Origin of the sequence: Mangrovibacterium sp. (assembly GCF_041596335.1) — a bacterium.
In the GTDB taxonomy this organism is placed as follows: Bacteria; Bacteroidota; Bacteroidia; order Bacteroidales; family Prolixibacteraceae; genus Mangrovibacterium.
The window spans coordinates 74,944-95,463 of sequence record NZ_JBFHIT010000008.1 but is presented as its reverse complement, the minus strand read 5'-3'; the positions used below and the strand labels follow the sequence as shown (position 1 = coordinate 95,463).

Genomic DNA, 20,520 nt, shown 5'->3' with positions numbered 1-20,520 from the left:
TATAATTTTTTAACGCTAAAAACAAGTTTTTATTTTTGCCTTTTCGGAACTCAACTATTATTCCGTTATTTGAAATCCAACAATAAAAGCAGATTGACCGGGCGTGATGATTCGAAGTGCAATGAGACTTCAATCAAAGAGTTGGATGGTTGAAAAGCCTGCCACTGAATCGATTTAATTTTTTACTGAATGAAACAAGAACCATCCTATATTGAAGCCTTATTGCCGATTCTGACCTTAGTTGGGTTGCTGACCATGAATGTGTTTTTCTTTGAAGACACGTTGGCCGGGTCGAACCAGGTGGCTTTACTGCTTGCGGCTACAATCGCCGGAATTATTGTAAGACGAAACGGACAAGCCTGGGCTAGAACCATGGAAAATGTTGTAAGCACGATTGGATCGGCAATGCCTGCGATGTTGATTCTTTTGTTAATTGGGTCGCTGGCCGGTACATGGTTGCTCAGTGGAATTGTTCCCGCCCTTATTTACTACGGACTTGATATCATCAATCCCCGGGTTTTTCTGATTACGGCTGTTGTGGTGAGTGCCATTGTTTCGCTGGCAACAGGTAGTTCGTGGTCGACCATAGCGACGATTGGCGTTGCGCTGTTGGGGATTGGAAAAGCCATTGGAATTAACGAAGCGATTGTAGCTGGCGCGATTATTTCGGGGGCCTATTTTGGCGATAAAATTTCGCCCTTGAGCGACACGACAAACCTGGCGCCTGCAATGGCCGGTACCGATTTGTTTACGCATATCCGATATATGCTTTATACAACAACCCCCAGTTTTATTATCACCTTGCTGATATTTCTGGTCATTGGGTTGAGTTATAATTTTTCGGAAGCAGTGGTTGATGTCGCTAACGTAAAATCGGCTATTGACGGCGCGTTCAATACCTCGCCATGGCTTTTTTTAGTCCCGCTGATTCTGTTTGTTATCATTATCAAAAAGGTGCCTCCCATTCCTTCGCTAATGATTGGAACGCTTCTGGGAGGTGTTTGTGCGGTTCTTTTTCAACCCCACATGGTTTCTGAGATTGCGGGCAATGTGCCCAATTATGCTGAGGCTTCGTACATTGGATTTATGCAGGCCATGTTTGGCGATATTATCATTGTAACTCCCGACGCCGATGTGAACGAACTTTTGCACACTTCGGGAATGGCTGGAATGCTCGATACGATCTGGCTAATTCTTTCGGCAATGGTATTTGGCGGAATCATGGAATCCGGCGGTTTGCTTACCCGTTTGACGCAGCCAATCATTAATTGGGCCGACTCTACAGGGTCGCTGGTGGCATCAACAGTAGTAACCTGCATTTTCTTCAATACCACAGCGTCCGATCAGTACATTTCAATTGTTGTTCCGGGGCGTATGTTTCGCAAATCATACCAGGACAAGCGACTGAAACCTGAAGTGCTAAGTCGCACACTGGAGGATTCGGGTACAATGACTTCGGTACTCATTCCATGGAATACCTGTGGCGCCACTCAATCGCGGGTGCTCGGAGTAGGCACATTCGACTATTTGCCGTATGCGTTTTTTAACCTGATTAGTCCGTTGATGTCGATTTTGTTCGCCTATCTGAATCTTAAAATCAGGCGCTATGAGTTGGACGAAATTCCGGTTGAGGAGCGGATAAATTGATCTGGCGGTTGAATGCTTCTTTGGGATTGAAATGAATAATAACTGAACGTTTCGCGCGTATGTTTGCAATGGTGTTTCTCTTTGTTTTTTACCTGTGCTTTCCGGCTTTCATGATCTACTTGACGAAAAAATCGACCCTCCTGGAAAAAATTGGAGCGGTGGTTTTGGCTTATTTGTTCGGCTTGGCTTTGGGAAATATTGGTCTGCTGCCTCAGGCTTCTTCGGAATTGCGCTATTTGTTGGCCGGTAAAACATGCATGGATTCGAAAGAACTGACCAACTATATCAAACAAGGATTGCTTACGGAGTCAGACCTGTTGCCTAATCAGATTGCTTCGATGCAGGAATTATTGATGACTCTGACGATTCCGTTAGCCATTCCGTTGTTGCTTTTTTCACTTGATTTGCGCCGTTGGATTCGCTTAGCCTACGAGGCTTTGTTTTCGCTTTTTTTAGGATTGGTGTCGCTAGTGTTTGTCATTATTTGCGGCTTCTTTATACTCAAGAATTACATTCCCGACGCCTGGAAAATTGCCGGCATGCTGGTTGGTATTTACACGGGTGGAACGCCCAATCTGGCCTCCATTAGCGCGGCGCTCGACGTTTCTCCAAATCTCTTCATTCTCACTCATACTTACGATTTGTTGCTGGGTTCATTCTTCCTTTTGTTTTTAATGACGATTGCGCAAGCGACCTTCAATCGCTTTTTACCGGCTTTTCAATCGGCACACAAGTCGGCAACTGCTGAGTCTGTTTCGGATGCTGATTTTGTTACGGAAGACTTTACCGGAATGCTGATGAAGCCGGCTCTGGTTCAGATGGCTAAAGCATTGGGATTGTCGTTGTTTATTTTCGGTGTTTCAGGAGCCGTTAGTTTATTGGTTCCAAAATCGGCACAAATGGTCACCGTCATTCTAGGCATTACTACGCTGGGGTTGCTGGCCAGTCTCATTCCAGCAGTTAATAAATTGAAAAAGTCGTTCTCGCTGGGCATGTATCTCATTCTGATTTTTTCGTTGCTGGTATCGAGCATGGCTAATCTGCAGGCCATGTTAAACATCAATTTCGTATATATCTTTTTATTTGTAGCGGTCGGAGTGGTTGGTTCAATGGTCGTGCATGTGTTTCTGTCGTGGCTGTTTAAGGTTGATTCCGATACAACCATTATCACCATTACGGCGTTGACTTATTCGCCGCCATTTGTGCCCGTTGTCGCTTCAGCTTTGAAAAACAAAGAGGTAATTATTTCCGGTCTCACTGTTGGTATTTTGGGCTATGCCTTCGGGAATTACCTGGGCGTAGCACTGGCTTATTTGTTGGAGCGGTTTATGTAGAAGGGCAGCTCAAACCGATGGCTTGCCCTATCGATAGCCGTCGCGGCAATGCATTCATCCCCTTTAAATCCGTTTAAAACAAATAATTCAGGCCCATATAAAATCCGGATGAACCATCGCGATGGTCGGTCGCACGGCCATAGTCGAAGGTCACAATGAAGTTTTCGTTCATCCCTACTTTTAGGCTTGTTCCGTACGACACATGCCAGCTTTCGGCGCCATTGTCCAAATAGTCTTTGGTATTAATCGGTGCGAAAGTCGGGTAGAAACTGAGTTCCCTTTTGCCGGTAACTTTGCCGCCATCTACAAAGCCATTCAGGCCAATAAAGAAATTGTTATTCTTAAATTGAAATTCGGTAAGCCGCCAGCGGATTTCCAGGTTTGCAAAGGCGATATCTTCGCCGATTACCCGATTGCGCAAAATGCCACGCAGCGTTTTGGAACCTCCCAATCCATCAAAACCAGAACCTTTGGAGCCTGTTACAGCTAGTTGAGGTAGGTAGTAAAATGGTACGTGGCCGCTCAAAACCTGTTGGTACGAGAGGCGGTAGGCAGCTGTTAATTTTCGGTTTGGCACAATGGGAAAATACTGGCGATGGGTGAGGCATAAACGGGTGAAGGAGCTTTCAGAACCTAATAGTTCCGGCACAAACTCGAGCAAAGCCTCCGACCAAACACCCCGTTCCGGAATTGCCCTGAAATCGCGCGTATCATAAATTAATCCACCTTTCAGCATGGCAATGTTTCCACCGTTGGCCTCATCGTCCCGAATTAGTCCCCAAGCAAGATATTGATCATACAATCCTTCAACATCAGGCAGTTTGTCAGCTTCGCTTTTGCCTTTGTTTATCTTTGATACGTTAACCGAGGCAATTTTGAATGTCTGGAAATTAAGTCCACCTGTCCACCTGAGTTCTTCACCTTTAAGTGGTCCCTGCAAATCGAATTTCAGCCGAAACAATTTTCGGTCGTAATTGTAGAAGGCGCGGCTTCGGTAGTCCGGATCATCCTCATCGGTCCATGCTTTATTATAAACCGCGTCGTACCCATTATAGCCGTAAAAATTGTACAGTAAGTCAGTCGCGTAGCTAATTTCGGCATAGCTTTGCAGACCCTTGAATAGCCGATCGGAATCGTATTGAAAGCGATAGATACTGCTTCCTTTAGTGTAGCGCGAAACTTCGAAATACAGCGAATGGTTATACTCCGGGTAGCGGCTACCATCGCCATATTCAAACAAATTTACCAGGGCGCCGTACTGAAAACCCAAATCAGAATCATAGGTTACTGCGGGGAGGGCTCCAAAATTCCAACCTTGCTTTACAATTTCAGATTTGTCAATTTTCTGTGCCTGCAAACTGAACGAGACCGCCAACAGGAAAAGGAGAATCAGCTTTGGTTTCATAAACGCTTTTTAAGGGTTGAACGAATATACTGGAATTTTTGGTGTGCGAGTCATCCGGCAATTGCTAAGATAGTATGATCTTTTGGCGGTATATTCAAAACTTAATCGGTTGACCGTTTGATTTTTTTGTATTTTCGAGCCCGTTAAAAATCACGAATATGATTACCATTGAAACCAAATACTTGGGCGACCTGCGTACCGAAAACGTTCATTTGCAATCGGGAGCAAAAATTATAACCGATGCTCCTTGTGATAATCGTGGAAAAGGACAGTCGTTTTCGCCAACCGATTTGCTGGCAACAGCGCTCGGCAACTGTATCATGACCATTATGGGCATTAAGGCGATGGATAATGGAATTGACATTGTTGGCACCCGACTGGAAATTACCAAGATCATGGCTAGCGACCCTCGTCGTGTGGCCGAAGTGGTGATTGAATTCTTTTTCCCGAAGGATAAAACCTATACCGACCAGGAAAAGCGCATGGTGGAAAGCGTGGCCGGTACAAGTCCGGTTCCGTTAAGCCTTCACCCCGAATTGAGACAAACCATTAAGTTTAACTGGTAGTTAGCAGCATTCAACAAATAAAACCCTGCTACCCGGGAATTGCCTGATGTAGCGAATATGATATTATGGATAAGACAACCAAAGGGCGGGAGATTATTCTGCTCAATATTTCCGGAGCAGACAAATCCGGCCTGACAGCATCGTTAACAGAGGTATTGGCACAGTATGAAGTGACGATCCTGGATATCGGTCAGGCAGTCATTCACGAAAACCTCGGACTGGGAATTCTTTTCGAGATCTCGGCAAAAGCTGACTCGTCTCCCATTCTGAAAGACCTTTTGTTTAAAGCTCACGAATTGGGATTGAAAGTGAAATTTACACCAATTCCTGAGGATCGATACGAGGAATGGGTCTCTCACCAGGGCAAGGATCGTTTTATCGTCACGCTTTTGGCTCGTAAATTATCGGCCCATCAGTTATCGCTGGTTACTCGTGCCATTTCGGATCAGGGCTTGAATATTGATATTATTTCCCGTTTGTCTGGCCGTATTTCGCTGAACGACAAAGAAGGAAAGACAAAAAGTGTCGTCGAATTTTCGGTTCGCGGAACACCCAAAGATAATGAAGCATTGAAACGCGCATTTATTGGAATTAGTAAAGAAACCGGCGTAGATATCGCGTTTCAGGTAGATAGTATGTTTCGCCGTAATCGTCGGTTGGTTTGTTTCGATATGGATTCTACCTTAATTCAGGCTGAAGTGATCGACGAGCTTGCTCGCAGAGCCGGAAAGTACGACGAGGTTAGTGCAATTACCGAAGCTGCTATGAGGGGGGAACTCGATTTCAAGGAAAGCTTTGAGAAACGGGTTAGCTACCTTAGAGGGCTGGATGTTTCGGTAATGCAGGAGATTGCAGAGCAACTGCCTTTAACCGAAGGAGCAGAACGGCTGTTCCGGACACTGAAGAAATTTGGCTACAAAACAGCTATCCTGTCCGGAGGGTTCAACTATTTCGGTAATCATCTGAAATCGAAATTAGGCGTCGATTATGTATTTGCAAACGAGCTGGAAATTGTTGATGGCAAGCTTACCGGACGTCATATTGGCGAAGTTGTTGACGGCGCAAAGAAAGCAGAAATGCTCAAATTGCTGGCTTTTAAGGAAGATTTGCATCTGGAGCAAGTTATTGCCGTGGGCGATGGTTCGAACGATTTGCCGATGATTCAGTTGGCCGGTTTGGGGATTGCCTTTCACGCTAAACCCAAGGTGCAGGCATCGGCTAAAAATTCGATCTCGGAGATTGGCCTCGACGCCATTTTATACCTCATTGGTTTGCGCGACCGTGAGATAAATGCCTAGTAACAATCGGTTTCCAAATAAAACAAAGTACCGGCAAAACCGTTTATAAAATTAATGAAGAAGATATTATCCATACATGTTGCAATAATCTATTTACTGCTCACCATTGGGAGTGCAGTAAGTTTGAATTATTGCTGTGGGGAGATTGCTTCATACGAGTTATATGCACAGGCTGAACCATGTTGTTGCGACGATGGTGAAGAGGAAGCAGCCTGTTGCCAAAATGAGGTACATGTATTTCAGTTCGACGATCAACAGGGTGTGACACCGGCAAGTAGTATTCAATTTGTGCCGGCAACACTTGATCTGAAGCTGTTTGCAAGTTCATTCGATCAGGAACTCAATCAGGAACGGAGCCTCCCGGCTTTTGATTTCTTTGTTCCTCCACTTTCCGATAATCCGCTCTGGCTTCTGCAGTGCGCTTTGGTTTATTACGGATAAAACAGCTTGCTCTTGTGGGCATTTTTATGCCTTCAGCTAAGCTGTAAACACAGAAAAGCGACTGGCAAAGGTCGCTTCAGGCTTTGCATGTTTGGCAAAGTCAAATCGTTGTTATTCGTTATAAATTAAAAAAGTTAATCATGAAAACTACACTATTGAAGTCGTTTGTGGTGATGATGGTACTGCTGTCAGTTACTGCAATCGGGAGCGCACAAAATAAAAAGATTGAAAGAGAGCAGATTAAAGTTTCCGGAGTTTGTAATTTATGTCAGGAACGGATTGAAAATGCCGCGCTCATAAAAGGCGTTAAGTTTGTTTCGTGGGATAAAGAAAAGCAAATATTGGAGGTCGTATACAAGTCGGACAAAACCACTTTGCTGACCATCGAAAAAGCGATCGCAGAGGTTGGACACGATACCGAAAATGTGCGGGCGACCGACGAAGTTTATAATAATTTGTATCATTGCTGTCAATATCGCGAAGGACAGGAAGTACACTAATTTAAAGGAGAAATAATGATGAAAAAGATGAAAACATGCTGCTTTTGTCTGTTTCTTCTTGTTGGTAACATCCTCAATTTAAACGGACAAAAAGCCAGTCATGTCCAAATTAGTGGCCATGTTTATGAGCTCGACGAGTCGGGAAAGGCATTTCCCTTGGTCGGTGTAAACTTGTATTGGCTGGGCACACAAAAAGGAACAAGCAGCAATAAGGATGGAATGTTTACCATTCAGCTGATTAAAGGAGCTGATTCGCTCGTTTTTAGCTATGTCGGCTTTCATAATGATACTGTTTTGGTTTCTGGTCGTCAGCAGCTTAAGGTTGAAATGAAAAGCAACCTTCTACTTGATGAAGTGTCAGTTGTCAGCCGGCAGAAATCAACCCAAATATCGATGTTGGATCCCCGAAAGGTTGAAAACATTAGTGAAAAAGAGTTGCTAAAAGCGGCTTGCTGTAACTTAAGCGAAAGTTTTGAAACCAGCCCTAGTATCGATGTCTCTTTCACCGACGCTGTAACCGGCACCCGGCAAATTCAGATGTTGGGTTTATCGGGACCCTATGTACAAATTACCAAAGAGAATATGCCCGGTTTGCGCGGCTTGGTTTCCAATTACGGTTTAACCTTTATTCCGGGAACCTGGATTGAGAGCATACAGCTGAATAAAGGAACCGGATCGGTTTTGAATGGATTTGAGAGTATTGCGGGGCAGATCAATCTGGAGTTGCAGAAACCGGAGGAAGCAGACCCTCTGTACCTGAATTTGTATGCCAATAATGAAAGCCGATTGGAGGCCAACTTAAATTTGACACACCGGTTTGAAAATAATAAGTGGTCAACCGCTTTGTTACTGCATGCCAGCGGTCGGTCGGAAAAGCATGATAAGAATGACGATGGTTTTATGGACATGCCAACCGGGGACACTTACGTCATACTAAACCGATGGAAATACAACAGCGGAGATGGAGTTGAAGGACAATTTGGGGTGAAATATACGACACAAAGTAGTGTCGGAGGCCAAATGAAATTTGATCCGAAACAGACAGCAGCGAACGAATATTGGGGAATGAAGCTCGATATTCAGCACGGTGAAGCGTGGGCCAAGCTGGGAAAGGTATATGTTGATCAACCATGGAAATCAGTCGCTGTGCAAATGTCGGGGAGTTTTTACGAGCAGAATAGCACGTTCGGTTTGACTCGGTATAATGCTGATCAACAGTCATTTTATATCAACTCAATCTACCAAAGTATTATTGGCACTTCTTTTCATAAGTTTAAAACAGGAATCAGCTTTCAGTTCGACCGTTACGGGGAGTATTTAAACCAACTGGATCTGGGCTACAACGAAATTGTTCCGGGGGCCTATTTTGAATATACGCTGGACCCTTCCGATAAATTCTCGATGGTTGCCGGTTTGCGGATCGATCACCACAATCATTTTGGCTCCTTTGTAACCCCGCGGCTGCATATTCGTTACGCCCCGGCTGAAAAGTCGGTCTTGCGTTTTTCGGCGGGTAGGGGAATGCGTACGGCGAACGTGATTATGGAGAACAGCGGTATCCTGGCTAGTTCACGTGAAATTATTTTTCAATCGCAGGAAGCCGGTTTGCCGTATGGTTTTGAACAGGAAGTTGCCTGGAACTATGGAGCTAATTTTACTCAAAAGTTTGAGCTCGATTTCAGGGAGGGGGCAGTTAGTTTCGACCTGTATCGAACCGATTTCCGAAATCAAATTGTTGTGGATCTGGATCTGAGTCCGCAGCAAGCGGTTTTTGCCCCTTTGGATGGGAAGTCGTATGCCAATAGTTTTCAAGCGCAGCTGGACTATGAATTGCTCAATCGGCTCGACTTTCGCGTGGCTTACCGATTATACGATGTGAAAACAACTTATCATGGTGAGTTGATGGAGAAACCATTGCTGTCGAAACAGCGCGCGTTTGTGAATTTGGCCTACCAAACCCGGAATTACTGGCGTTTTGATTTCACGATCAACCGGCAGGGGAGGAAGCGTATTCCGACAACAGAGTCGAACCCGGAGCAGTATCGCTTAGCCGATTATTCGCCCGCTTTTAACCGGATTAACGTGCAGGTGTCGAAAAGTTGGCGCGAGAGCCTTGAGCTATACCTCGGAGCTGAGAACCTGACAAATTATACGCAGGACAATCCGATTGTAGCCAGCGAAGATCCGTTTGGACCCTATTTCGACAGCTCGCTTGTTTGGGGACCCATTGGGGAACGAACCATTTACATGGGCTTGAGGTACAAGATTTTCTGATCGCAAAAGATCGGATTGAAAGAATAAAACGAACCTTCTTCGTCGGTAATAGTCGTATGATGAATTTTAGAACACGGAGATGCTTCAACATGGGAGCATCTCCGTTTTTTGTCCCGAAAAATTGGGTGGAATGGTTCAAATTTGTTCCAATATTTTATTGATCGATGGAAATGTTTTGTAAAGTTTTGTATTTTGCATTGCTAATCAGAGCGAGTTTGGTGGGATTTAGTCGCGTAATTATATTCACCAAACACTTAAACTACCAATGAAACGAGCAGGTTGCACCGAGTAAAACACCAGATGAAAAAAATTATAGCAACTGTGAGTTCCATCAAGCAAATAAAAAACAAATTCTGCACTAATGAGAAAGATTTTTTTATTCATGTTGCCGCTTTTTGCCGCTTTGCTATCAATGGCTCAACCGGCTGCTAAAGACTTTATGGTTTCGGTTGATGGAAATTACTTCAAAACGAAATCGACCGAGACGATAGCGGATTCAAAATTTAAAACAGAAGAGAAATCATTGAACTTTTCATTGTCTGTAGAGCGAATGTTAACCAGGCGCTTTTCGGTTGGTCTGAGTTTGGCTCGTTATTGGGACGACGGAGAGGCCAGTTCATCAATCTATAGCGGTAACGAATTAAGTATGACGGTTGTTGAAACGGAAGCCAACTATTGGATGCCGCGTGTTTTTTGCAAATACTACCTTCCGGTATCTGGCCGGTTTTATGTGGTTCCCCATCTTAAAACGGGCTATACCAAAGTAGAGCAGGAGCTAGTGGGATTCCAGGCAACGGCAACTGAGTTGTCCGGAACAGAACTGGAGTTAGTTGAGGCGACTGGTTCCACGCTAGCCTCCTATGGTGCTGTTGCCGATTTGAACTATCTGGATCTTGAGCTTGCGCCCGAGTTGGTTTGTTTTTTTGCCGAACATTGGGGAGTGTCGGTGTATGCGGGCGGCCTTCGGTACGAAAAAGTTAGTGGCGATCTGGAAGATTCTGATTGGACTTTCAGCTTTAAACCCAAATACTGGCGGTTGGGAGTGAACTTTACGTTTTAGGCGTTATTTGCCTCCGAAAGAAAGTCAGGTATAGAACAATATGAACAAACAATATTGGTTTGTTGGCCGGACGAATGAGAAATATGTCTTAACTTCTGGTCGGATTAAACGGAAATCAGAACAATTTTTACACCGTGCATTCGGTTTTTCGAATTGTGAATGCTCTAATTTCGAACTATGGACAAACTAATTTTGTTGATCCTGATGGTATTGCTTAGCTCTTTCGGGCAGAGTCACGCGCAACGCGTGATCGAGTTTGCAGGGATGGAGTGGACTGTGAAAAAGTGTTTTCAAGGGCCCGGTCCAAACTATTGGTCAGACAGTTCAAAGAGTGTTTGGGTTGATTCCAAGGGCTTTCTCCATTTGAAAATTCGAAAAATTAAAAACGTATGGCATTGTGCTGAGATCAGTTCGAATACAGAAGTAGGCTATGGAGAGTATCAATTCTTTTTAGCCAGCAAAGTGGACGATTATGCACCAAATGTTGTTGTTGGGCTTTTTATTTATGAAAACGACAGTTCCGAAATTGATATTGAGTTTCCGGTGCATGACTCCGGGCAAACATACGGATTGTATACTGTTCAGCCATATCCATATACCGCGGATAATCAGGATCGCTTTGGCATTGAGCTTAATGGGAGTTTTTCAACTCACAAATTTATATGGCATCCGGACAAGGTCGTTTTTGAAAGTTACCATGGGCATTTCGAAAACTTGGTCTCCGAGAACCATATAATCAATCAATGGACTTACGAAGGGAATCGGATACCGAAAGAAGGGAAAGCTCGCTTGCATATTAATTTTTGGCTTATGGGAGGAAATGCTCCGGTTGAGGGGAAAGATGCTGAATTAATCATTCATCGGGTCGATTTTCATCCTGTACAAAAACCAAGCTCAATTGAATTATAGAAGCCATCTATATGGCTGACCAAATCATCGTCGAAACAAGGATCCCAATGGCTCGCTAATGCAGCTATATCGACCTCAATTTCAGAGTCCATCTTCAGAATTAACAAAAGGAAGGAAATAGAGCTATGGACGATTTTTTGAATCCTGTGTTACCTTGGCTCTGTAGTTACTAAACGTTTTTTAGAACTAACTTCAGATGGCCTATAGCAGGGGCTGTTGATTTGCGATATTGGCAATCACTATGAAAATCGGATCGGCGACAGAATTCGTGTCGAAGTTGTTGCTCCCTTGAAATGCAATGCGAATGAAAAAAAGCCGGGAGCTTTAACGTCCCGGCTTTCATGCGATTGCATAGTAGCACAACCGTTATTTTATAATCTGAATCTCATTATCGGCGGTATTGCAGATGATGAGATCAACCATATTGGTGAACAGGCCGTTTTCAACTACTCCCGGAATTTGGTTTAGCTTCAAATTTAGTTCTGTTGGACGATCAATGCGATCAAACTTGCAATCTAAAATGTAGTTCTGATTATCGGTAATGAATGGATCGTTGCCATTATAGCGCAATTTCGGTTTGCACCCCAATTTTTCAATCTGAAAAGCTGTAATTTCCCAGGCAAATGGCGTCACTTCAACAGGCAATGCGAAGCTGCCCAAAACGTCGGAACGCTTCCCGTTATCGGCAATGCAGATGTAAAATTTAGTGATCGACGCAATTATTTTTTCCCGGAGCAAGGCACCGCCGCCACCTTTAATCAATTGTTTATTTGGGTCGAATTCATCAGCTCCATCAATCGTTAAATCAATTTCACGAACCTCGGCAACATTCAACAACGGAATGTTAAGTTCGCGAGCCAGACGCTCAGTTGCATTTGATGTTGGGACCGCTTGAATTTTTAATCCCTCGCTGACCATTTGACCGATTTTCTGAATAGCATAATACGCTGTAGAGCCGGTGCCCAGTCCGACAATCATGCCGTTTTGAACGTACTCAGTCGCTTTTTCGCCAACCAATTGCTTTGCATTCATTTAAATAGCTTCTTGTTTGTTATGGTGAATTATAATTTTAGGATGTGAATGTTTTTGAAGTCAATCGGAAACCCTTCGTATTGGAGGAGAATTCTTCCCTTTTTTACCGAAGCTTGTTGTCCTTCGTTTACCAAACGGCCGTTTAAGTATTGACTGATTTTTCCGTCTTCAACCCGAATGGTAATTTGGTTCCATTCGCCGGGCTTGTTTTCGGCTGCTATATCTTTGGGTAAAACAACACTTGCTCCAGGATCATTTCGCTCACCATTTTTCTCTATAGTTACGTTTTTCAGTAATATGAAATCACCGGTAGCTCCTTCTTTAATTTGAAACTGAATTCCCTGAGGCCAAATCGTATCTTTGGCCGTTTCGGGTACCAGATACATCAATCCGCTATTTTTTTTTGTGCTTTTATGCTCAAAACCTTCAGCAATATTCCAGCGGAATTCGGCGGTAATCTCAAACTCGGTGTATGATTTTTTACTCATCAAATAACCCACTGTTGGGCCAAAAAGCCTGATCATCCCGTCTTGAGCCTGAAATAATTGGTCGGCTTTAGTCGGTTTTCCATGCTCGGCATTAAAGGCGTACCAGCCATTGAGATTTTTACCATTGAACAATTTCGTTGCTTTTTGTGCAAAAACATTGACACTTGTCAGTAGCAAGAATGTAAGTAGCAGTGCTTTGAAATATCGCATTGGTTGGATGTAGTTTAGTGCTGTCAAAAATAGGCAAAACAATAGTAGATGCGCTAAAAATTGAAGATAATTTGGTTGGGAAATGATCACTTCGTTTTAATCCGCATCTCGCATTGTTGCTCTCACCAACAAAAAAACAGCTATTGTCGCGGTGCTCGCTTCCAACAGCTGATGACACTACCAAGGGATTATTGTCGTTTCAAATGGCAAAAAAACAAATTATTCACTGACGAAATAAGTGGTTAGTTGGGACTTGTGATCGGATCAAAATCGATGAGCGATGCCGAAATATTATGGGAAATCGTCAAGTCATTTTTTTTTATCTCGCGCTGAAGGAGATTAAAAATGGTTTGTACCCATGCATCGTCTGCATTCAAACTTTCGGTGAAATTAAAGTCGTTCCCTCCGTTTTCAAAAAACAGATCGCGATACTGTTCTCCAATTTCCAGTGTCGTTTCGAGACAATCGGCAACAAACGACGGCGAAACAACCAACAGTTTTTTTGTTCCGTGCTGAGCGAGTTGCTTAATTGTTGCGTCAGTATATGGTTTTATCCAGGGATCTTTCCCCAAACGACTTTGAAAGGCTGTTGTGTATTTGTCCTGCGGTAATTTAAGTTTTTCAGTAATCAACTTCGATGTTTCAAAGCAAGCCGAGCGGTAGCAATAGCGTTTTTCACTGCCTTTTTCACAGGTGTTTCCCATGCAACGGGAACAAAGTTCCAACCCCTCTTCATTCATGTTGTCGAGATGACGTTCCGGGATGCCGTGATAGCTAAACAGCACATGATCAGGTTCGTGTCTTTTGATGTCTTTTCTCACTTTGTCGGCGAAATTGCCGATGTAAAGCATGTTGTCGTGGTAACTGTTTATGAGTTGGATGGATGGGATAACATTCCATTTCGACACAATTTCCATCACTTTTTCGGCAACTGAACCGGTTGTGGCCGATGCATATTGAGGAAACAACGGGAATACGATAATCTGATCGACCTGTGACTGACGTAACCTTTCCAGCCCTGATTGAATGGACGGGTTTTGATAACGCATTGCTAACTCAACCACAACAGTATCGTCGAATTTCTGATTTAACTTTTCAACCAGCTCCTTGCCGTATACCATTAACGGCGAACCGTTGCTGAGCCACAACTTCTCGTATTCGTGGGCAACTTTCGGAGCCCTGAACGGCACAATAATCAAATTGACCAGCATCCAGCGCTTCCAATGTGGAATGTCGATGACACGGCCATCCATTAAAAATTCGCGTAAATAAGTTGCAACATCTGCTTTCGCGTACGAATTTGGAGTGCCCAAATTAACCACTAATACTCCTGTTTTTTTCATATCGGTTTGTTGTGTCGTAAAATTTCTGTTAATCGCGCCTGGCTTAAAACGATCCCGATTACATTGGTGTAAAAAGAAACTGGTCACCGGCTCACCTATTATCTTAACATTGAATCGGTTTATTCGTTCACTTAGATCATCGTAAACCCGAATACTATTTTTTACTGAATGTAGCCTGTTTTGTTCGAATTCACAAAAGATTCTATTCAATTTACAGGTCAAAAATTCATGCTAATTTAGTTGGCCGACCCGGAAGATCATCGATTGCAACGGAATTGTTTTATCGCTGATCTCCTTAATAATTGCGATACCAAGAGTAAGCATTGAAAGCGTAGGGTGTAGCGGGGACACGTGGGCTGGGGCAGACGCATATCCTGAGCAAATCTCGTTTTCCTGCAAAAAAATTGTTAGCTTGGCATGATGAAATCGACTTTTGCGCTTAACACTCATTTAGCGACGATTGGAGTAATTAGCAAAATTAGAGCGAGCGCGATTTAGAGGGAGGCCAACTGCCTTTATGAATTGTCAGGTCTGTTTTATTTCGGCGGAAATTAGAAGGGAAAATGGAAATTCTCCCTACAGATATAAAATACATGATTGAAAATTAATACCCATGAAACGAAATTTTTTTCTCGTCTTGTTTGTTCTTGCCGGCTTGATTTCTCAAGCACAGGAGAGCTATAAATTTATCCTTATTCCGACAAATGTGCCGGGAATTGGAAGTGGAATTGATCCTTACGGCGTTAGTTCCAGTATGCAGAAAATTTTAGCTCAGAAATCAATAGTTTGCGCATTTGAAAGCTCCGAGCGCCCCTCTGATTATTGCGATGGACTTACGGCTGTGATTACCAAAGAGAGTTCCATCTTGAAAGTGAAGGTATCAATTGAACTTCGGGATTGCATGAATTGGGTGGTCTGGGAGAACGAAGGTGTTGGGATGTCGAAAGAGTTCCGACAAGGTTATGCCGAGGCCATAGAAGATGCCTTTAAAGATTTAAAAGATTTGCCTGTCAAGAAACAAATGTCTAATCAGCAAAGCGCGGCTATTTCTGCACCGATAGTTGCTGAAAAAGCCATGCCGGTTGAGGCGCCTGTTGTTGATGAGGGGGAGGCAGACGGCAATCAAACTAAAATTGTTTATTACAACGAAAAGTTTTTAATTGAATATGCAACCAAGGCTGACGGATCCAATGCATTGATTATTTTGAACGGTAAAAGCTTGGGATACGAGAAAATGCAAACGATTGCTAATCTAATTCCTTCTGATCTTCCCGGTATTTATACCGTAAAATGGATTCAACCGAATGGAGATGAATGGAGCGGAGTGGCTAGTGAGACTGGCAGCGAATTAAAAATATCGATATCGTCAGGCGATACGCGAGAGGTTATTACTTTGCAAAAACAATAAGCTTCGAAAGCTGCCCGTAACGGCAGCTTTTTTTATTCAAATTTAGAGTACAGCCAGGCTTCCATTAACAGCGCGCCTTGCTCCTCATTCACATAGAACAAGTTGGCCGAAAATTCTTTGTTGTCGAACAAATGGCTGAACATGTAGGAGTATAAAGCAATTCCGTTGGGGAGAGTCATTTTGAAAACAAATTTCTGAAATTCCAGACTTCCAACCGTTTGAACGCTGGAGGCCGTGTCGATCTTCGCATCCGGTATTTGTTCTTCGAAAGTTTGATATAGTTGGTTCGCAACCGACTGGCAATGCACCTTAAATTCACCTTGTTCGTCTTTGTTGTACAATTGCCAGTTTGACTCAAAATAATGGTAGTCGTTGCTTTTAAAAACTAAGATGGTCTGTGGCTGTTTTGCTGGCGCGATACTGTCCGTAGCGTTTTTTTTCAGATCCCAAATTGCCGGCTCAATTTCTTCAAAACCCGGAGGTATCTGGATTTTCCAGTTAAATTCAGGACTATAAAATGAAGGCGACTCAAGCTTGGTTTGCGCCCAAGTGAATGTTGGAAAGAGGAAAATGGCGAATAATATCGGTGCGAATTTTTTCATGAACTGATTCTGAATTGGGGCGCAATTTAGCAATTAATGCTGGCCAACTTTCTTAAAAAGCCTGAGTGAATGGTAAATAATGTCAAAAAAAAAGACGAAGAAAAATTATTTACTTCGTCGTGGAAATTTTATTTACAGGTTTTTATGCGACCCATCGCAAAAAGGCGGATTATTCGTTTGTTTGCAGCGGCACCAAAAAACGGTTTGTTTCTTTTCAATTAAAACCTCTTTGGGGGTGAATTCACTTCCTTTATGCGAACCGTCGCAAAAGGGCTGATTTTTACTTTGTCCGCAAGCGCACCACCAGTAAGTACCCGGTTCCATTTCCATCATAGACGGGCTTTTTTCAGCGATTTTTCCTTTTTTCATATCTGATTTGTTTAGTCGTTTTTTACTGTTCAATTCGGTAATCTACCACCTGGTTGTTGTAAAACGTGGGAACCAAAAGTAAATTTAAACCTTTGGCATAATCCAGATCCGCAGTATTTAGTTTCTCAGCCGTTGAGTCCCACATCTTAGTCAGGTTGCCCTCTTTTAGATAGAAAATCCGGCCTACCCAGTTCGAGAATACAAAATTGCCATGCTCATCTTTGTCAAGTCCGTCGATCCCCTGACAACCTGTTTGAATAATTTTTTCACCTTTTGTTTTGATATCAATTTCTTTAATTACCTCAGATCCGGCATACAGTTTCCCATTTTCGGTGTATAGTCCATTCGTGCCCAAATAATCGTCTCCTTCCAGCCAAACCGATAAGGTACCGTTCGTTAACAGGTGGATTCTTCCGGCTCGATTGTCCGACACGAATATCATTCCGTTCTTGCAGGCAGCCACATCATTTAAAAAAATGGCCTCTGCCGATGGATAGCGATTTGTAATTTCAGCTTTGGCAATGTCGATCTCAATTAGGTTGTCGATGTCAGATACGTAAAGTTTTCCATTATAGATGGCCATTCCTTTGGGCGCATTCATTCCTTCAACCCATTTTTCGGTTTGGATGCTTCCATCGGTATTTAGTATCGAAATAAATCCATTTCCATCTTTATCTGTTGGAGCGCCATTGATGTTGGCAACATAAATTCGTTGACTGTTGGCATCGAACAATACCGATTCGGGTGTTTTCAATGTCGGCCCTGTTCTCCACACTTCTACAATTTTTTGGGCGTAACCGCTAAAAATTTGTCCGAAAACGAAAAGGATGATTAAAAGATACTTGGGCTTCATTGTGTTTCTTTTTAAGTTTACATACTTAAACAAGATACGTAAAAGTCTGTTCAACTAATTCCGACGATTTCATTTAAAAACTGAATGAAAAAGCCAAACACCGATTGTTGAAGACTGATTATCGGGATATCAACAATCAAATTTAAAACGAATCATATGAAATTTAATCTCTTAAGTGTAATCTGCTTGTTTGTTCTATTGCAAGCCTGTCAACCTGTTGATCCTTCAATCCGGTTGTACGTTGGAACCTATTCTGTTGACGACAGCGACGGTATTTACGCCTATAAATTCAATCCCGAAAATGGGGAATTGGTTTTTGATCAGGTTACTGAAAATCGTGAGAATCCATCGTTTATTGGTATTTCACGCAACAACAGGTTTTTGTACGCTGTAAGTGAGGTCAATGATTATAACCATCTGGACAGTGGATCGGTGACTGCCTATGGGATTGAGCCGGACGGCCGTTTGACTAAATTGAACCAGGTGGCAACATTGGGAAATCATCCTTGCCATATAGCTGTTGCTCCTGACGGGGAAACGATGGTGGCATCGAATTACACCAGCGGAAGTATTAGCATCTACCAAGTGAAGCCGGACGGATCGCTGGTGGAAAATCCACAATTGATTCAACATGTTGGTTTCGGGCCGGATTCACAGCGTCAGAAAGGACCTCACGCCCACTCGGCGCAATTTAGTGACGATGGAAAAACAATAATGACAGCCGATTTGGGACTTGATAAGCTGTTCTTTTATCAGTTCAATGCCGATTCGGGGAAATACATTCCGGCACAACAGCCGTTTGTTGAAATGGCTCCGGGGGCAGGGCCTCGACATTTTGCCCGATCAGCGGACGATTCGTTCATTTATGTCATGAACGAAATGGCTTCGACAGTTAGTGTTGTGAAAAAAGTGAACGACGGCTGGGAGTTGGTCCAGACGGAATCGAGCCTTCCGGCTGATTATACCGGCTCGAAGTCGGGCGCAGATATCCACCTTAGCGCGGACGGTCGGTTTTTATATTGTTCAAACCGAGGGTTAAACTCGATAGCCGTTTTTAAACGCGACCTGGAAAATGGCACAATCGAACTGATTCAGAATGAACCGGAACAGGGCGAATGGCCTCGTAACTTTTGTATTTCGCCAGACGGCAATTATGTGCTCGTGGCATACCAACACAGTAATAATGTGGCTGTATTTTCGCGCGATGCAGAAACGGGCCTTCTGACTTACACCGGTAAAAGCTACGACATACCGAGTCCGGTGTGCCTGAAGTTTTTAAACTAGTAATCTTTCTGTGGCTGTCGCTTAACTTTTTTCGTTGTTGGGTGTTAAACTCTTAAAAACTTGCTTATTATGAATTATCGGACAATTGGATTTAGCCTGATTCTTTTCGTTGCGATTTTCCTTGGAGGTTGTAGTAACGGAACCGGGCAACTAAATGAAAAGGAACATACAGTCGCGGTTAAGAATTACCGGGCCTATTGCGCAGGATGTCATGGATTCAATCTCGAGAAGTTTGAAAAGAAGGATTGGATGTATGGCGACAACCTGCAAAGTGTGATCAATAGCATTACTTATGGGCAAGAGGAAATGGGAATGCCTTCGTTTGAAGTTACGTTCACGGCTGATGAAATCAGGAATCTTGCCGTTTATGTGAAAGAAGGGCTCCCGGAAAACAAAGATGATTTGCAACCGGCGCTGTCGGGGAACAACAAAGTTGAAACCGAGGTTCAGGATTTTGTGGTTGATACAGTCGTTAGCGGACTAAATGTGCCGTGGGGAATGGCTTTTTTACCCACTGGAGACCTGCTCATTTCTGAGCGGTCGGGTCAGTTGCTGCGGTTTACCAACAACGAATTGCAGGAAATAAGCGGGTTGCCCGATATTATGGTGAAAGGGCAGGGCGGCTTGCTCGATCTGAAACTTCACCCAAACTATGAAGAGAATGGTTGGTTGTACTTTTCCTATTCAGGCTACGGAGCGAACAGCAAAAAGGAGGGCTGTACAAACATTATGCGTGCCCGACTAAACGGCAATCAACTGGTTGATCAGCAGGAAATATTTAACGGAACACCTGATTCTGACCGGGGACAACATTGGGGAGCAAAGTTGGAGTTCGATCGCGAAGGTTATCTTTTCTTTGGAATTGGTGACCGCGGAAACAGAGATCAGAATCCACAAAGTCTTAGCAATCACGCCGGTAAAATACACCGAATTTTCGACGATGGTTCCATCCCACCCGATAATCCGTTCACGAATACTCCGGGGGCTGTTGCTTCCATTTATTCCTACGGTCATCGAAATCCGCAGGGCACTTGCATGAATCCCGAAACAGGGGAGATTTTTGAGTCAGAACACGGACCAATGGGTGGCGATGAGCTGAACCTAATTCGTCCGGGTGCGAACTACGGTTGGCCGGTTATTTCGTATGGAATAAACTACAACGGAACAACTTTCACCAATATAACCGAGAAAGAAGGAATGGAACAGCCGTTAACTTATTGGGTTCCGTCAATCGCTCCCTGTGGAATGACTTTTGTAAAGGGGGATCGCTATCCGAATTGGAAAAACAATATTTTGATTGGTTCGCTGCGCTTTCAGTACCTGGAGCGGGTGGTGCTGGATGGATATGCCGTCACTCACCACGAAAAGCTGCTGGAGGGAATTGGACGGGTACGAAACGTTGAAGTTAGCCCAGATGGCTATATTTATGTCGCGATTGAAAATCCCGGGAAAATATTGAAATTAATTCCGGTAAACTAGTTTATTTACGAAATTAAG

Annotated in this window: 19 protein-coding genes; 12 read left to right on the top strand and 7 right to left on the bottom strand. The window is 43.5% G+C overall.

The genetic code is table 11. The features are described from left to right. Positions 1 to 189: 189 nt before the first annotated feature. Both nhaC and ABZD21_RS05000 read left to right on the top strand, forming a co-directional pair. Complete coding sequence (gene nhaC / locus ABZD21_RS05005) at positions 190 to 1,647, top strand: Na+/H+ antiporter NhaC (protein WP_372773353.1); 1,458 nt, start codon at positions 190 to 192, stop codon at positions 1,645 to 1,647. A 59-nt stretch (positions 1,648 to 1,706) separates the two neighbouring features. Then, on the top strand, positions 1,707 to 2,981 hold the full coding sequence (locus tag ABZD21_RS05000; RefSeq protein ID WP_372773351.1) for a DUF819 family protein: 1,275 nt from the start codon (positions 1,707 to 1,709) through the stop codon (positions 2,979 to 2,981). A 73-nt stretch (positions 2,982 to 3,054) separates the two neighbouring features. Here ABZD21_RS05000 and ABZD21_RS04995 read toward each other — a convergent pair whose 3' ends face one another. Continuing rightward, positions 3,055 to 4,386: a BamA/TamA family outer membrane protein gene (locus tag ABZD21_RS04995; RefSeq protein ID WP_372773350.1), complete on the bottom strand. Its 1,332-nt coding sequence runs from the start codon at positions 4,384 to 4,386 to the stop codon at positions 3,055 to 3,057. Positions 4,387 to 4,544: 158 nt separating this feature from the next. Between ABZD21_RS04995 and ABZD21_RS04990 the strand changes: the two genes are divergently transcribed. From ABZD21_RS04990 to ABZD21_RS04960, 7 genes are all read left to right on the top strand, one after another. Next, positions 4,545 to 4,952 carry an OsmC family protein gene (locus ABZD21_RS04990; protein ID WP_372773349.1) on the top strand — a complete coding sequence of 136 codons (408 nt, stop codon included), beginning with the start codon at positions 4,545 to 4,547 and terminating at the stop codon, positions 4,950 to 4,952. Positions 4,953 to 5,017: 65 nt separating this feature from the next. Next, on the top strand, positions 5,018 to 6,250 hold the full coding sequence (serB, locus tag ABZD21_RS04985) for a phosphoserine phosphatase SerB (RefSeq protein ID WP_372773348.1): 1,233 nt from the start codon (positions 5,018 to 5,020) through the stop codon (positions 6,248 to 6,250). Between the two features lie 54 nt (positions 6,251 to 6,304). Continuing rightward, the gene (locus ABZD21_RS04980; protein ID WP_372773347.1) at positions 6,305 to 6,691 is read left to right on the top strand and encodes a hypothetical protein; all 387 of its coding nucleotides are present in this window, start codon (positions 6,305 to 6,307) and stop codon (positions 6,689 to 6,691) included. 140 nt (positions 6,692 to 6,831) lie between these two features. Further along, positions 6,832 to 7,191 (top strand): heavy-metal-associated domain-containing protein, encoded by a 360-nt coding sequence (locus tag ABZD21_RS04975; protein WP_372773346.1) that lies wholly within the window; start codon positions 6,832 to 6,834, stop codon positions 7,189 to 7,191. 15 nt (positions 7,192 to 7,206) lie between these two features. Then, on the top strand, positions 7,207 to 9,465 hold the full coding sequence (locus tag ABZD21_RS04970; RefSeq protein ID WP_372773345.1) for a TonB-dependent receptor domain-containing protein: 2,259 nt from the start codon (positions 7,207 to 7,209) through the stop codon (positions 9,463 to 9,465). 361 nt (positions 9,466 to 9,826) lie between these two features. Continuing rightward, the gene (locus ABZD21_RS04965) at positions 9,827 to 10,525 is read left to right on the top strand and encodes an outer membrane beta-barrel protein (RefSeq protein ID WP_372773344.1); all 699 of its coding nucleotides are present in this window, start codon (positions 9,827 to 9,829) and stop codon (positions 10,523 to 10,525) included. A 177-nt stretch (positions 10,526 to 10,702) separates the two neighbouring features. Beyond that, positions 10,703 to 11,434, top strand: coding sequence for a glycoside hydrolase family 16 protein (locus tag ABZD21_RS04960; protein ID WP_372773342.1), 732 nt, complete (start codon positions 10,703 to 10,705; stop codon positions 11,432 to 11,434). Positions 11,435 to 11,800: 366 nt separating this feature from the next. Here the strand turns inward: ABZD21_RS04960 and rpiA are convergent, their stop codons facing one another. From rpiA to hemH, 3 genes are all read right to left on the bottom strand, one after another. Beyond that, positions 11,801 to 12,466 (bottom strand): ribose-5-phosphate isomerase RpiA, encoded by a 666-nt coding sequence (rpiA, locus tag ABZD21_RS04955; RefSeq protein WP_372773341.1) that lies wholly within the window; start codon positions 12,464 to 12,466, stop codon positions 11,801 to 11,803. Between the two features lie 29 nt (positions 12,467 to 12,495). Further along, positions 12,496 to 13,164, bottom strand: a complete 669-nt coding sequence (locus tag ABZD21_RS04950) for a DUF1080 domain-containing protein (RefSeq protein WP_372773340.1) — start codon at positions 13,162 to 13,164, stop codon at positions 12,496 to 12,498. 242 nt (positions 13,165 to 13,406) lie between these two features. After that, complete coding sequence (hemH, locus tag ABZD21_RS04945; protein ID WP_372773339.1) at positions 13,407 to 14,507, bottom strand: ferrochelatase; 1,101 nt, start codon at positions 14,505 to 14,507, stop codon at positions 13,407 to 13,409. A 613-nt stretch (positions 14,508 to 15,120) separates the two neighbouring features. Between hemH and ABZD21_RS04940 the strand changes: the two genes are divergently transcribed. Next, positions 15,121 to 15,915, top strand: coding sequence for a hypothetical protein (locus ABZD21_RS04940; protein WP_372773337.1), 795 nt, complete (start codon positions 15,121 to 15,123; stop codon positions 15,913 to 15,915). Positions 15,916 to 15,947: 32 nt separating this feature from the next. Here ABZD21_RS04940 and ABZD21_RS04935 read toward each other — a convergent pair whose 3' ends face one another. From ABZD21_RS04935 to ABZD21_RS04925, 3 genes are all read right to left on the bottom strand, one after another. Further along, on the bottom strand, positions 15,948 to 16,517 hold the full coding sequence (locus ABZD21_RS04935) for a hypothetical protein (RefSeq protein ID WP_372773336.1): 570 nt from the start codon (positions 16,515 to 16,517) through the stop codon (positions 15,948 to 15,950). Between the two features lie 132 nt (positions 16,518 to 16,649). Then, a complete protein-coding gene (locus ABZD21_RS04930) occupies positions 16,650 to 16,886 on the bottom strand; it encodes a CDGSH iron-sulfur domain-containing protein (protein WP_372773335.1) in 237 nt (78 codons plus the stop codon). 22 nt (positions 16,887 to 16,908) lie between these two features. Beyond that, on the bottom strand, positions 16,909 to 17,739 hold the full coding sequence (locus ABZD21_RS04925) for a hypothetical protein (RefSeq protein WP_372773334.1): 831 nt from the start codon (positions 17,737 to 17,739) through the stop codon (positions 16,909 to 16,911). Between the two features lie 156 nt (positions 17,740 to 17,895). Between ABZD21_RS04925 and ABZD21_RS04920 the strand changes: the two genes are divergently transcribed. Both ABZD21_RS04920 and ABZD21_RS04915 read left to right on the top strand, forming a co-directional pair. Continuing rightward, on the top strand, positions 17,896 to 19,023 hold the full coding sequence (locus ABZD21_RS04920; RefSeq protein WP_372773333.1) for a lactonase family protein: 1,128 nt from the start codon (positions 17,896 to 17,898) through the stop codon (positions 19,021 to 19,023). A 69-nt stretch (positions 19,024 to 19,092) separates the two neighbouring features. Next, the gene (locus ABZD21_RS04915; RefSeq protein ID WP_372773332.1) at positions 19,093 to 20,502 is read left to right on the top strand and encodes a PQQ-dependent sugar dehydrogenase; all 1,410 of its coding nucleotides are present in this window, start codon (positions 19,093 to 19,095) and stop codon (positions 20,500 to 20,502) included. Positions 20,503 to 20,520: the final 18 nt, after the last annotated feature.

Bases quoted from the DNA above. Each gene is read 5' to 3' on its own strand.
- rpiA (WP_372773341.1), bottom strand. From the start codon at position 12,466: ATGAATGCAAAGCAATTGGTTGGCGAAAAAGCGACTGAGTACGTTCAA.
- ABZD21_RS04975 (WP_372773346.1), top strand. From the start codon at position 6,832: ATGAAAACTACACTATTGAAGTCGTTTGTGGTGATGATGGTACTGCTG.
- ABZD21_RS04915 (WP_372773332.1), top strand. From the start codon at position 19,093: ATGAATTATCGGACAATTGGATTTAGCCTGATTCTTTTCGTTGCGATT.
- hemH (WP_372773339.1), bottom strand. From the start codon at position 14,507: ATGAAAAAAACAGGAGTATTAGTGGTTAATTTGGGCACTCCAAATTCG.
- nhaC (WP_372773353.1), top strand. From the start codon at position 190: ATGAAACAAGAACCATCCTATATTGAAGCCTTATTGCCGATTCTGACC.
- ABZD21_RS04990 (WP_372773349.1), top strand. From the start codon at position 4,545: ATGATTACCATTGAAACCAAATACTTGGGCGACCTGCGTACCGAAAAC.
- ABZD21_RS04995 (WP_372773350.1), bottom strand. From the start codon at position 4,386: ATGAAACCAAAGCTGATTCTCCTTTTCCTGTTGGCGGTCTCGTTCAGT.
- ABZD21_RS04935 (WP_372773336.1), bottom strand. From the start codon at position 16,517: ATGAAAAAATTCGCACCGATATTATTCGCCATTTTCCTCTTTCCAACA.
- ABZD21_RS04930 (WP_372773335.1), bottom strand. From the start codon at position 16,886: ATGAAAAAAGGAAAAATCGCTGAAAAAAGCCCGTCTATGATGGAAATG.
- ABZD21_RS04925 (WP_372773334.1), bottom strand. From the start codon at position 17,739: ATGAAGCCCAAGTATCTTTTAATCATCCTTTTCGTTTTCGGACAAATT.
- ABZD21_RS04970 (WP_372773345.1), top strand. From the start codon at position 7,207: ATGATGAAAAAGATGAAAACATGCTGCTTTTGTCTGTTTCTTCTTGTT.
- ABZD21_RS04965 (WP_372773344.1), top strand. From the start codon at position 9,827: ATGAGAAAGATTTTTTTATTCATGTTGCCGCTTTTTGCCGCTTTGCTA.
- ABZD21_RS04980 (WP_372773347.1), top strand. From the start codon at position 6,305: ATGAAGAAGATATTATCCATACATGTTGCAATAATCTATTTACTGCTC.
- serB (WP_372773348.1), top strand. From the start codon at position 5,018: ATGGATAAGACAACCAAAGGGCGGGAGATTATTCTGCTCAATATTTCC.
- ABZD21_RS04940 (WP_372773337.1), top strand. From the start codon at position 15,121: ATGAAACGAAATTTTTTTCTCGTCTTGTTTGTTCTTGCCGGCTTGATT.
- ABZD21_RS04950 (WP_372773340.1), bottom strand. From the start codon at position 13,164: ATGCGATATTTCAAAGCACTGCTACTTACATTCTTGCTACTGACAAGT.
- ABZD21_RS05000 (WP_372773351.1), top strand. From the start codon at position 1,707: ATGTTTGCAATGGTGTTTCTCTTTGTTTTTTACCTGTGCTTTCCGGCT.
- ABZD21_RS04920 (WP_372773333.1), top strand. From the start codon at position 17,896: ATGAAATTTAATCTCTTAAGTGTAATCTGCTTGTTTGTTCTATTGCAA.
- ABZD21_RS04960 (WP_372773342.1), top strand. From the start codon at position 10,703: ATGGACAAACTAATTTTGTTGATCCTGATGGTATTGCTTAGCTCTTTC.